Origin of the sequence: Bacillus sp. CD3-5 (genome assembly GCF_006349665.1) — a bacterium.
Classification (GTDB): domain Bacteria; phylum Bacillota; class Bacilli; order Bacillales; family Bacillaceae_G; genus Bacillus_A; species Bacillus_A paranthracis.
Genome location: NZ_VEPX01000013.1, coordinates 66497 through 78828, shown reverse-complemented (window position 1 = coordinate 78828; position 12332 = coordinate 66497). Strand labels below are relative to the sequence as shown.

The 12332-nt window shown below is 35.1% G+C and carries 16 protein-coding genes; 7 read left to right on the top strand and 9 right to left on the bottom strand.

Translation table 11 applies throughout. The features are described from left to right. The first annotated feature begins 40 nt into the window (after window positions 1-40). The gene (locus FH036_RS21555; RefSeq protein WP_000495253.1) at window positions 41-1135 is read left to right on the top strand and encodes an NAD(P)H-dependent flavin oxidoreductase; all 1095 of its coding nucleotides are present in this window, start codon (window positions 41-43) and stop codon (window positions 1133-1135) included. Between the two features lie 17 nt (window positions 1136-1152). Here FH036_RS21555 and dltD read toward each other — a convergent pair whose 3' ends face one another. The 5 genes from dltD to FH036_RS21530 all read right to left on the bottom strand — a co-directional run bounded on the left by dltD (window position 1153) and on the right by FH036_RS21530 (window position 5470). Beyond that, complete coding sequence (dltD, locus tag FH036_RS21550) at window positions 1153-2328, bottom strand: D-alanyl-lipoteichoic acid biosynthesis protein DltD (RefSeq protein WP_044792823.1); 1176 nt, start codon at window positions 2326-2328, stop codon at window positions 1153-1155. After that, a complete protein-coding gene (gene dltC, locus FH036_RS21545; RefSeq protein WP_000807310.1) occupies window positions 2325-2564 on the bottom strand; it encodes a D-alanine--poly(phosphoribitol) ligase subunit DltC in 240 nt (79 codons plus the stop codon). Before dltC ends, dltD begins: the two co-directional genes overlap by 4 nt. A gap of 69 nt (window positions 2565-2633) precedes the next feature. Beyond that, window positions 2634-3800, bottom strand: a complete 1167-nt coding sequence (gene dltB / locus FH036_RS21540; RefSeq protein ID WP_000127945.1) for a D-alanyl-lipoteichoic acid biosynthesis protein DltB — start codon at window positions 3798-3800, stop codon at window positions 2634-2636. Then, window positions 3797-5311, bottom strand: a complete 1515-nt coding sequence (gene dltA, locus FH036_RS21535) for a D-alanine--poly(phosphoribitol) ligase subunit DltA (RefSeq protein ID WP_000770505.1) — start codon at window positions 5309-5311, stop codon at window positions 3797-3799. Before dltA ends, dltB begins: the two co-directional genes overlap by 4 nt. A gap of 12 nt (window positions 5312-5323) precedes the next feature. Beyond that, on the bottom strand, window positions 5324-5470 hold the full coding sequence (locus FH036_RS21530) for a teichoic acid D-Ala incorporation-associated protein DltX (protein ID WP_000440293.1): 147 nt from the start codon (window positions 5468-5470) through the stop codon (window positions 5324-5326). A gap of 337 nt (window positions 5471-5807) precedes the next feature. Between FH036_RS21530 and FH036_RS21525 the strand changes: the two genes are divergently transcribed. From FH036_RS21525 to FH036_RS27210, 5 genes are all read left to right on the top strand, one after another. Continuing rightward, window positions 5808-6977, top strand: coding sequence for an amidohydrolase (locus FH036_RS21525; protein WP_001082778.1), 1170 nt, complete (start codon window positions 5808-5810; stop codon window positions 6975-6977). Window positions 6978-7200: 223 nt separating this feature from the next. Beyond that, entirely contained in the window at window positions 7201-7377 is a 177-nt protein-coding gene (locus FH036_RS27215) for a hypothetical protein (RefSeq protein ID WP_000929023.1), read from the top strand. After that, window positions 7370-7816, top strand: a complete 447-nt coding sequence (locus tag FH036_RS21520; RefSeq protein ID WP_138322273.1) for a flavodoxin — start codon at window positions 7370-7372, stop codon at window positions 7814-7816. Before FH036_RS27215 ends, FH036_RS21520 begins: the two co-directional genes overlap by 8 nt. 30 nt (window positions 7817-7846) lie before the next feature. Next, complete coding sequence (locus tag FH036_RS21515; RefSeq protein WP_138322272.1) at window positions 7847-8620, top strand: hypothetical protein; 774 nt, start codon at window positions 7847-7849, stop codon at window positions 8618-8620. Between the two features lie 98 nt (window positions 8621-8718). Next, complete coding sequence (locus FH036_RS27210; RefSeq protein WP_000651087.1) at window positions 8719-8880, top strand: hypothetical protein; 162 nt, start codon at window positions 8719-8721, stop codon at window positions 8878-8880. Between the two features lie 2 nt (window positions 8881-8882). On the opposite strand, the gene FH036_RS21510 is transcribed toward FH036_RS27210, so the two are convergent. Beyond that, window positions 8883-9785, bottom strand: coding sequence for an aminoglycoside phosphotransferase family protein (locus tag FH036_RS21510; protein ID WP_138322271.1), 903 nt, complete (start codon window positions 9783-9785; stop codon window positions 8883-8885). 83 nt (window positions 9786-9868) lie between these two features. On the opposite strand from FH036_RS21510, the gene FH036_RS21505 reads away from it, so the two are divergent. Continuing rightward, window positions 9869-10387 (top strand): biotin transporter BioY, encoded by a 519-nt coding sequence (locus tag FH036_RS21505; protein WP_138322270.1) that lies wholly within the window; start codon window positions 9869-9871, stop codon window positions 10385-10387. Between the two features lie 64 nt (window positions 10388-10451). Here FH036_RS21505 and FH036_RS27205 read toward each other — a convergent pair whose 3' ends face one another. The 3 genes from FH036_RS27205 to FH036_RS21495 all read right to left on the bottom strand — a co-directional run bounded on the left by FH036_RS27205 (window position 10452) and on the right by FH036_RS21495 (window position 12228). After that, window positions 10452-10601 carry a hypothetical protein gene (locus tag FH036_RS27205; protein ID WP_000744619.1) on the bottom strand — a complete coding sequence of 50 codons (150 nt, stop codon included), beginning with the start codon at window positions 10599-10601 and terminating at the stop codon, window positions 10452-10454. Window positions 10602-10619: 18 nt separating this feature from the next. Then, the gene (locus tag FH036_RS21500; protein WP_000343560.1) at window positions 10620-10793 is read right to left on the bottom strand and encodes a hypothetical protein; all 174 of its coding nucleotides are present in this window, start codon (window positions 10791-10793) and stop codon (window positions 10620-10622) included. A 73-nt stretch (window positions 10794-10866) separates the two neighbouring features. Beyond that, complete coding sequence (locus FH036_RS21495; RefSeq protein WP_139896216.1) at window positions 10867-12228, bottom strand: MATE family efflux transporter; 1362 nt, start codon at window positions 12226-12228, stop codon at window positions 10867-10869. Window positions 12229-12332 lie beyond the last annotated feature (104 nt).

Sequence of the window (12332 nt, the reverse complement as noted above, 5' to 3'; positions counted from 1 at the left end):
GTCAAATAAAGAAGATATAAAGGGAATAGGAGGAGAAATGATGTTTACAAGTCGAGTTATAGATACATTACAAATTAAGTATCCCATCATTCAAGCGGGTATGGCAGGTGCAATTACGACGCCTGAGCTTGTTGCAGCTGTAAGTAATAGCGGAGGATTAGGAACGCTTGGAGCAGGCTATATGAGCCCTGAACAAATTCGTGATGCAATTTATAAAATAAGGGAACGAACGGATAAGCCTTTCGGTGTGAATTTACTGCTAACGAAAGAGATACAAATAGAAGAAGAGAAGATAAATTTGGCCAAGGGATTACTTAGCGGAGTGAATAGAGAATTCGGTATAGAGGAAGAAGAGCAGTTAAAGCTTCCAAAAAGTTATAAAGAACAATTACAAGTGTTAGTAGAAGAAAACGTGCCAGTCGTTAGCTTTGCATTTCAAACGTTAGAAAAAGAAGAAATAGATGAATTGAAAAGAAGAGGAATTAAAGTCATCGGAACAGCTACTCATGTGGCAGAGGCGAAAGTACTTGCTGAATTAGGAGTAGACATTATTGTCGGTCAAGGTAGCGAGGCGGGGGGGCATAGAGGAACGTTTATCGGGAAAGAACAGGACGCTATGATTGGGACGTTCGCATTAATTCCGCAGTTAGTAGCAGCTGTCCCTCATATCCCGATTGTTGCAGCAGGTGGTGTAATGAACGGACAAGGGCTTGTTGCGGCATTTACACTGGGGGCAGAAGCTGTTCAAATGGGATCAGCCTTTTTAACGAGTGAAGAAAGTATTACGCATGATGTATATAAACAAGCGGTTTTACGTAGTACAGATACGAGTACAACTGTGACTCGTGCGTTTTCCGGGAAATATGCACGGGGTATTCGTAATGAATTTATAGAGAAGCATGAAGGGAAAGAAGAAGGGCTTCCGATGTATCCAGTGCAAAATGTATTAACCTCTAAAATACGCCAAGAAGCAGCAAAACGTAATAAAGGAGAATATATGTCGCTTTGGGCAGGACAAGCGTCATCATTAGCACGAATGGAATCAGCTCAGCATGTAGTGGAGCGAGTGATGAAAGAAGCAGATAACGTAATCGAACAATTGCAAAATGTATATAGAAAAAGACCACTTGAATAATTCAAGCGGTCTTTTCTTTAGTTTGCTTTATAAAATTGTTGGATGGCTTCATCGATATAAACCCAGCCTTTCCAACCTAAGTGCATGTGATCTTTTAAGAAGTACTTATCATACTCATGATTTGAGAAGTCGGCAATTGGATAGCCAGCTTTCTCAATTTGCTCATGAACTTTCTTATAGTACAATTCTCGGCGTTCTTTCGGGAAGCCAGCGTAATCGTACCAAGGACCTTTTACAGGAACAGAAATGAAGAGTGGTTTTGCACCAGATTGTTTTAATAAATCAAGTGCAATTTGTAAATCTTCATATTCTGGCGATTGATCATAAGCATCATTTTTTAAGTAGCCTTCACGTTGTTTTAATTTCTTCTTGATTTTGCTGTTGAAGTAACCATCTTCGATACCATATTCGTTAGATCCAGATTCCGCTGCACCTGTTTGATCTGCATGTTTACGAGCTTCATCCCAGTTCATTTGTTTTAATGAAGGGTCAAGTTTTTCTTTATGCGGTTTAATATTAAACATTGCTGTAAATAAATCTTTGCGATCTAAAATGTTTCGATAAATATAAGCGAAAGGTTTAGCAGCAAGTGCTTTTACTTTATGCTTTGTATCATCGTAAACGATACCTTCAAGCGAAATTTTAAGTAAAGTTTCTTTCTTAACAATCTCAAAGTTTAATAAACGTTTTGCAATTTGCTTTTTCATTTCAGGTTTTACATCATCGTTGAAAATGAAGTGGTAACCTTGTTGTTTTGAAAAGTTAGGTGCAAAGTGTGTTTCATCAATACCTTGTGGCACAAACCATTGCGGAGAAAGAACGAATACCATTTTCTTATCCTTCAATTGATCCATTGTAGATGCAAAGTTTAATACATGTACAAGATCTTGTGTTCCACCGCGTCCAAGTAGGAATGGTGTGAAGCCTTCAGGCTTTACTTTGAAATAGTTTGATGGATGGTAAGCATCCATACGTGCGAATTCTGATGATCCATACATCGGAAGGTATTTCGAGTCTGCTAACATCTTTTGCTGTAAAATCATACTTTGAATCTTTTCTTCTTTTAAAGAAGTTGCAGCTTGTTCTACTTTTTCATCACTTAAAAGTGGAAGTAGGAAGCGCGTTGGAATAAGTAAGAATACAGCAAAAAGGGCCAATGCTAAAAGCATCGGACCAAATTTTGCTTTGTTCATCGGATTTCTTCCAACTTCTTAATAACCATGTTTGGAGTAGCCCACTCGTCACGGTCAAAATCAGAAATAGAAACTTCAATATCTAAACGCTCTTGGAATTCAACTAATAAAGATACTACAGCGAAAGAATCAAGAATACCTTCTTCAAATAATTGAACATCTAAGTTTTCTTTCACAATATCGTTTTCACATACTTCTTCTAAAATATCTAATACTTGCTCTTTGAATTCTGCCATTTTTAAAATCTCCTTTATATCCGAAATATATTATATGTGCAACTTCTTATTAGTTATAAGAAGAGTGCATTAAAAGTATCTGTTAAGGTGTCCAGAGAAAATAAGGAAACCGAAACATACAACGTGGAACGTAATTACGATCGCAAGGACGTGTGTAAATTTATTGTTTGGCCAAAACTTATGCTTCTTGTTTTTTCGTTCGAAAATATCGAATAAAATGAACAGTGCGGCATGATAGAGACCATAAATAATGTATTGATACACATGCTCACCAGTAATATGCCAAATTCCCATGATGAAAAAGTTTAAAAATGCACCGATATACGAAATTGTGTAACGGTTCTTAATTAACTTTTTCTTCGTTGCAAAAAAGACGAAACGCATGTAAATAAAATCACGGAACCAGAATGATAAACTCATGTGCCAGCGGTTCCAGAAGTCTTTAATATTACGGCTAATGAATGGCTTATTAAAGTTTTCTGGCGTCTTAATTCCCATCATATAACTTACACCAATTACAAATGAGCTATAACCAGCAAAGTCGAAGAATAAATATAAGCTATAGCTATACATGTAAATCATATTAGATAGAATTGTATCTTGCTGTGCAAATGCGGGATCCATAAAATATTGTTTTATTAAGTAAGCGATAATAAATTTATACAAGAAACCTTGGAAAATACGGTTTAATCCTGTATATAATAAGTTTTGATACTCCTCAGCGCTAGGTGGCTTTTGAATATCTTTTTGGAATCTACGGTAACGATCGATAGGTCCCGTTGAAATAGCTGGGAAGAATAAAACGAATTCCCAAAAATTAAAGAAGGATAGTTCTTTAATTAAGCCATCACGAACCTCAAATACCATTTGTACTGCTCTAAATGTTACATAGGACATTCCTAGAAATACAATAAACTTTAGATCAGGTGCAAACGGTGCGATTTTTGCCAAAATAAGTGGCAAAATCGATAAAATAACAGCTACACAAAAAGTGAGTGTACTATTCTTTTGTTTTCTTAATAATAAATAGCCTTTAATTAAGGCATATTGCCAAATAATAAATGCGGCTAACATAATTGCTTGCTTCGGTTTATCCGAGAAGATAATAGCAAGCATGACTAGTGTTAAAACGGCATTATATTTACGCAACATTTTACCTTTTAATCCAGCTATGATAGTAGGTATTAATAAAATGCCCACTATAGCGAAAAAATAAAATGATCCATATGCGGTCATGCTGTAACCTCACTCAATAATTTTTTGCGATCTACCTTTCCATTTGGTGTCATTGGAATAGAAGATTGATACATGAATTTACGTGGAATCATGTAGTTTGGTAATCGCTCATTGAGTTCTTTTTTGATTGCAGATGTTAATTTGAATTCTTTTTCAAATGAATGTTCTCCAGGAACAACAACCGCTAATAAATAATCGTATTTCTCACCTTTTTTAATTGGAACGATAACTGCTCCTTCTACGTAAGAACAAGCACGAAGGTGATGCTCAATTTCTTCTAATTCCATTCGATAACCATGCAGCTTAATTTGGAAATCAAGACGACCATTATAGAATAGAAGACCATTTTCAACATAGCCAGCATCGCCTGTTTTATAGGCGCGCTCACCGTCAATCATAGTAAATGCTTTTTCTGTTAATTCAGGGCTTCCTAAATATCCAACGCTTACGCTTGGACCAACAATTACGATTTCACCTTTTTCACCATCAGGCGCAATCGTACCATCTTCTTTCATAATAAGAAGGCGGCAGTCTGATTTACAGTAGCCAACTGGAAGTGATTTGTATTGATCAAGCACTTCTTCTGTAACGTGAATACCTGTTACAGCGACAGTAGCTTCAGTTGGACCGTACGTATTCATAATTGTTGCTTTTGGGAAACGCTCAATTAATTTTCTAGCTACTTCATTTGGTAACACTTCACCGCAGAATAAGAATGTTTTCATGTTTGGTAGCATACTCTCAGAGAAAGATGCTTCCATTAAACACATCTCTGCGAAAGATGGTGTGGAAGTCCATACTTGTATATCCGATTGCTCTAAAGAAGCAAACAAGTCTTTTGGACGTGCAATCATATCTTTATCGATTGCCCAAAGTGTCCCACCTGTTACTAATGATGGGTAAATATCCATGACAGATAAATCGAATGAGAAAGGTGCTTGGTTTAAGAATACTTGCCCCGTTTGTAAGTTGAAATCTTCTACAGCCCATTTTGTAAAGCTAACAAGGCAGTTATAAGTAATCTGAACCCCTTTCGGATTACCTGTGCTTCCTGATGTGTAAATAATGTAGAAGTTCTCATCACCTTTTACCGCATGTTCAGGATTTGGAGTGTTCCCTTTATGAGTAAAGAAAATATCTTTTAAGTTGTCTTCACTTACGATGCGAACTGGTAAATCAGTTACAGTTACTGCTGTTGCCGATAAAAGTAATTTCGCACCAGAATTTTCAGCAATACGTTGTACACGATCAGCTGGGATAGATAAATCTACAGGGATGTAAGCATGTCCAGCTTTTACACATCCTAAAAAGTTAATAATCATTTCAGGTTGCATATGGCCATACACCATAATTGGTGAACGATCGTCTGGATACTCAGAAGAAATCCAATGTGCTAACGCATCAGAATCTTCCTTTAATTGTTTGTACGTAATTTTCGCATCTCGCCAAACAAAAGCGGTTTGATCAGGCGTTTCTGCAGCCCACTTTTCAATTTGTTCTAATAACTTCATAACGTTCCCACCCTAGAATTCATTGTAAATAAATGTACTTGTGTTTGTATCATGGAATCCATACAACCAAAGTAATGCAAATAAAATTGCAAGGTAATAAACCGTCTTTGCAACCCATTGTGTGAGTGGTCGAGACCATATCTCTTTTAATCTTTCCATGTCTTTCCCTCTCTTAATGAAATAATAGCTCTTTGTAGGTATCATGTCCTACATTATTGTGAAAAAAACAAAATCCCACATTTTAGGTAAAAATAAGTCAAAAGGCTCTTTTTTGATATTAGCACTAAATACTAAAAAAGAAAATCCCTAACTTAGCAATTATATTACATTCAGCATGAATTTGTAATGGGTTTGACATGTAAATAGAAAGGAGATTGTGTGAATACATAAAAGTGGACTATAAGAATACGTAAAAATACAGTATTTGTTTTTATTAATCATTCAAGATGGAGTAAACTTTTAAATTTCTAGTTATTTTGAAAAGGAGGAAATTATCATGAATAGAGTGTGGAAGAATCTAATTTCGGAAGAAAATATCGTGAAATGGAGAAGGCACTTCCATAAGTATCCGGAATTATCATTTCATGAAAAAGAAACTTCGCAATTTATATATGATACATTATGCTCATTTTCTTCTTTTGAAGTAACGAGACCGACGAAGTATAGTGTACTAGCAATTAAAAGAGGTGTGAAGCAAGGGAAAGTAATTGCGATTCGAGCTGATATAGATGCTTTGCCAATTCAAGAGGAGACAAGTAAACCTTATACGTCTGTGAATAAAGGTGTAATGCATGCATGTGGGCATGATGCTCACGCGGCTATTTTGTTGGGTACAGCAGAAGTGCTAGCAAATATAAAGGGAAATTTTTCAGGTGAGATTCGTTTATTCTTTCAGCATGCAGAAGAGGTGTATCCTGGCGGGGGACAAGAAATGGTTGAAGCAGGCGTAATGGATGGTGTTGATTATGTAATAGGTTTACATGTTATGTCAGGACTTGAGAGCGGGAAGATAGGCATTGCGTATGGGCCGATGATGGCTGCACCAGACGTATTTACAGTTGAGATTCAAGGCAAAGGAGGACACGCGGCGCGACCAGAAGAAACGATAGATCCTATTGCTATCGGAGCACAGATTATTACAAATCTACAACATATCGTATCAAGAAATACAAGTGCTTTTATGCAAAGGGTTGTTTCAGTTACACAATTTCATGGGGGAACGGCTGACAATATTATTCCTAGTACAGCAACTTTAATGGGAACTGTTCGTTCATTTAATCAAGCATTGAGGGTGGAAGCAGAAGGGAAAATCGAGAAAATTGTGAAAGGAATTACAGAAGCACATGGAGGATCGTATACATATACGTATCGATATGGATATGATCCCGTTATTAATGATGAATATATTACGAAAATAGTAGAAGAAAGTGCACTACATTTGTTTGGGAATGAGCGTGTTGTGAAGCTTGAACCTTCTATGGGTGGAGAAGATTTTTCAGCATATTTAAGAAAAGCACCTGGTTGTTTCATTAAATTAGGAACAGGTAATGAAAATATATATACTTGTTATCCACATCATCATCCGAAATTTGACTTGGATGAATCAGCATTAATTTGTGGAGTGGAGCTATTTTTAGAGACGACTATAAGATTACTAAAATCATAGAAAAACAAAAAAAGGCAACTGCACTCTATTGCAGTTGCTTTTATTTCTTTCCGTCAGAGAGGGCTGAGAAAGAACTATGCTCATTTATAGTATATGAATAGCTAACGGACAAGCTTGTACATTTTAATCATTTTTAAAAAAAAGTTGTTGACAGTGATAATCAATATCAATTAATCTAAAAATAGTTGAAATTGATAATTATTATCAATAGGATGGATGCGACATGTTAATGAGAAAAAATTTTCACCTTCTGCGGAGGGGATTAAAAGATAAAAATAAAGATGTTGATCAGCATATGGAATGGCAAAGAAATGTAATTCGGTCTGAATATGTAGATGAGAAGAAGAGCATTCAAACAGAAAAAGAGATACAAAGTAAAGGGAGAGGTTCAGTTGAGTAAGTTAGTAATGATTTTTGCAAGTATGAGTGGAAATACAGAGGAAATGGCTGACCATATTGCCGGCGTAATTCGTGAAACAGAAAATGAAATTGAAGTTATTGATATTATGGATTCACCAGAAGCTTCTATATTAGAACAGTATGATGGAATTATTTTAGGTGCATACACTTGGGGAGATGGTGATCTTCCTGATGATTTCTTAGATTTTTATGATGCAATGGATTCTATTGATTTAACTGGGAAAAAAGCAGCAGTATTCGGATCGTGTGATTCGGCTTATCCGAAATACGGAGTGGCAGTTGACATTTTAATAGAAAAGCTACAAGAGCGCGGGGCAGCAGTTGTGTTAGAAGGACTAAAAGTAGAATTAACGCCAGAAGATGAAGATGTAGAAAAATGTTTACAGTTTGGAGCTGAATTTGTAAAACACTTTTCTTAATGGCAGAAGGGAGAGGAAGAGGAAGAGCAAGTGCATGAGAAAATCGCAATCAAAACGATGACAGATTATCATTTGTATGATTTTATGCGTTGTCCGCATAAATTTTATTTCCGTCATATAAAAAGAAGAGAACCTTCTTCGTTTGAATGGCAACAAATCGCACAAATGATTGTGAATCGAATTATTAACGAATATTACACACTACCTGCGGGCCAACAAACGAAAATCGTACTTTTAATATTAATAGAAAAGTATTGGAAAAAAGTAAGGATTAATATGTTTGCTTCAAAGACGGAGTATTATATTGTGTTAGCGAAGCTAACGGATCATTTATTACAGTTTGTTGAAAGAGATGATAGTCAAACACCGCCGTTATTTTTATATGAAAAATTTCAAACATATATGGAAGAGTTAGGTGTCCACATGTCATTGACATTAGAAGTTGGTGAGTGGAGTACTGGGGCGTTTGTAATTAAAAAGTATGTTGTCGATGCGGATGAGGAAATGCTTGCTCTTTGTCAAAAGTTAATAACAGTATTCAGTTATAAAGCTTTCGGCATTCTTCCAGGGAAAATTGAAGTTATTAATTTAATAGAAGGAACTAAGTATGAGTACATTCCGAAACAAGAAGATATAACAACTGGAATGGCTGATTTATCTAGAATGAAAGAAATGTTGCAGCAACCTGAGCACTACACAGAGCGTCATTTTCGTTCTGAGTGTATAAGTTGTGCATTTCGTAGCGAATGCCAAGGGGAAGAAATAAAGGAAGAAGCGAAGCAGAAGAAAAATATCGTACATTAAAGGATGCAATGTTGCATCCTTTTTTTGTATTGACATGAAAAGCTTTTCATCATTTACCGTATATTTGTAGCAGATTTTAATAAAGGGAGGAATAATCAATGAAAGATGAAACGAAAGTATTTCAATGGTTAAAAGAACAAAATGCTCCTTTTGGGATTCAACTGCAAATTTTACAAGCATTTCAACTATATAAAGTCATTATTGAAATGGATAAAAAGTTAATGATGTATGAGGAGAGGGAATATAGGGAGAGAATGTAATCTCATCCCTGCAGTATTACTTTCAGTTGTTCTATACTTGCTAGAAATTCAAGTTCATTCTTTGTTTCAAAGTTATAAATTATATTATGTAGTAAAGGACTGTATTGATAAAAATTTGTGATACGGTGAATGAGTAATGGATCATGGTGTGAAGTAAGTGTACAGTATTGTTCATATACTGATGTAGTAAATTCATGTCCGAAATCATCATATAGCCCAGCAAAGTCAAAGGCAGGATCTCCAATTTGAGCATCACCAAAATCAATGATTCCTGAAATGGTTTTATTTTGGTTATCAAATAAAATGTGATGATGTGTAAAGTCAGCGTGAATGATTGCATTTGGAAATACCGATGTAGCTATACAGGCAAAAAAATTCTCGAATAAACGGTTTAAGGTTGATTTCTGGAACGAAGTTAGACTGTTAGTAACATACTCATTTAATTTAGTTTGTAGCTCTTTCCAGTAGGTAAGTGTTTTTTCGGTAGGGAACCCTAACGCTGTAACACTTTTTAGAGGAATGCTATGTAGAGCCGCAAGGAAAGTAGCTAATTGTGTAATAATTATTTTTCGTTCTTTTTCATCTAAGTTCGCAACTATTTCTGTTTTTAATGGTTCACCATGAATGAGAGTATAGTAACTACAAAGAGGAACCTCATCAGATTCATTTTTATAAATTAGGTGATATTGTGGAACTTCGATTTCTTGTAGTGATTGAGTGAGAATTGTGCACAGTTCTTTTTCTAACGGAATTCGCATTGCATATTCCTGTTTTCGCGGGAAACGAAACAGTAGTTCATCATTTACAATAACCGCTACATTATCCCATCCTTCTTCATTTTGTTTATATGAGTGTATAGAAAGATTAGGCAAAGCTTCTTTTATATATTGTTTGTAAGAGTCCATACTTGTTCCTCGTTTCTAATTTAAGTTATTCCACTTTATGATATCAGAATTTTCTTTCTATATGTTAAAATATAACTATCATTATGAAGAAGGGCGGGAGAATTACGAAGAAAAGAATGGTAATCATTTCTCTATGTATCGTTTTTGGACTGTTTTGGTCATATAAAGAAGAAGTTTTTGCTAGCTATAAACCGATTGATCAGTACGGATTAAATAAGGAATTAAAGAACAAAAGTATAGAAACTTTAACTCATAATGAAATGAAAAAGGTAGGAGAACATTTTGTGACCGAACAACTATCAGTTTTTGAGTTTACTAATAAAGAAGATGTGAAACGAAAAGGTGAAGAACTATTTTTAAATAGAGGGTATGAACAATTAATGAAAAATTATTATCCAAATCGTTTTCAGGATTTAGAGTATAAATTTACAAACGAGGAGATACGTGAAGTGAAGGATGAAAGTTTTCTCTATAAAACTGTAGCGTACGTGACGGGTATTGAAAATGGTAAGAGAAGCGAAATGAAATTGAATTATGAAATGAAAATTGTAAAGGTTAATCATGCATTAAAGGTGTTAGAACAAAAACAGTATGTACAATAAAGAGAAACATAAATCAGTACCATAAATAGCGGGATAAAAAAATCCCCCAGTTCTTTGAGGGATTTTAAAGGTTTTCATTTTGTTGCCCAATTTCTTTTTGAGCAATATATAAATTTCCTTGCTCGACTTGTTTTTGAGTAAGAACAGAATCACCTGCATACCCTTTTTCTGTTTTCACAATTCTTTTTGAACGATTGGAATTTTGTTTCTTCATATAATAAACCACCTTTCATCAAAAATAAACGAAAATGATAAGCACGAGTAATACAGCAGCAAAAATGGTAATACCCATTAAAAACGAAGTGTTTTTATATTTAGGTTGTTTATGTACATCTTGCCGATAACCAGGTGAAATTTCAGGGGCGAATTCTTCGTCGAATGATTGCTTTTTTTCTTTTTCGTCCATATGTATCCACCTTTCTTTTTCATTATGTTATACGTTACAAGAAAAAATATGCATAAAGAAAACAACCGCTATATTATGAGCGGCTGTTTTGCGTTGTATATTTTCTCTGAACTTGAAAGAGACGGATAAGGAGGAAGGTTGCTCCAAATGCTAGACCGATAATAAGACCGATCCAATATCCTTTTGCTGCCCAATCAGTATAGGTTGCTAATATGTAACCGAGAGGGAGACCAATTACCCAATAGGCGATTAATGTCATAATTAAGGCGACATTTACATCTTTATAACCACGTAGTGCCCCTTGTACAGGAGTTGCAATTGCATCTGAAATTTGAAATAAAATCGCAAATATAAGGAATTCTTTTGCTAAATGATGAACTTGTATATCTGTCGTATAAATCGAAGCAATTTCATCATCAAAGAAGTAAAGAAGAATGGAATATAATAGGGCGAATGCAAGTGCTAAGCCAATCCCGATAAATCCATATTGTTTTGCGTTATTATATCGTTTCGCTCCAACTTCAAATCCAACAGAGATGGTCATGGCCATTGCTAAACTTAAAGGAGTCATATATAGCAAGGAAGCGAAGTTCATAGCCGCTTGATGAGCTGCGATTGTTGTCGTACTAAAATTACTCATCATAAGTGTTACCGCAGCGAAAATACTCGTTTCAAAAAAGATAGCAAATCCGATAGGGACGCCAAGTTTTAAGAATTCTTTCCAACTCGAAAGAGAAGGGCGATATAATTGTTTAAAGATATGGAAAGATGCAAAAGGCTCTTTCGTACGAATAATCATAACGGTAATAATTAAAATGCACCAATAGGTTGCTGCAGAAGCAATTGCTGCTCCGACACCACCGAGTTTTGGAAAACCGAAGTTACCGAAAATTAATACATAATTTAATACTACATTAATTGGTAATGATAGTAATGTAATGATCATCGTTGTAAGAGTTTTTCCTAATGCATCAATAAATCCGCGTAAAACTGTGTAAGTAAATAAAGGGATAATTCCAATTGCGATAATACTTAAAAATTGTGCTGCAATACGTTCTACAGGTCCTTCTAATTGCATGCCATTTAAAATAGGTGTAACAGTAAAGAAACCGATAAGGATAACAACGAGGCTAGCGAAAATGGCTAAATATACTGCTTGTATGACAACGTGAGGAACATCCTCTTTTTTCTTAGATCCAACGAGTTGTGCAACAATTGGAGTCGTAGCCATCAAAATTCCTGTTAATCCCGTACTAACTGGAATCCATATACTTGTTCCGATAGCAACACCTGCTAAATCAATAGGGCTTGCATGTCCTGACATTGTCGTATCGAAAAAACTCATTGCAAATAATGACATTTGCGTAACGAAAATCGGGAAAAATAGTAATACAAATTGCTTTAATTTTTGTGATAATGAATTAGTTTCTTTCATAAAATCCCCTTTCCGCTAAAAAACAAACTCTAACTATCATACAATTTAATCAAAAAATAGAAAAGAAATACGCGCATGCAATATGTACAATCAATAAAAAAAGG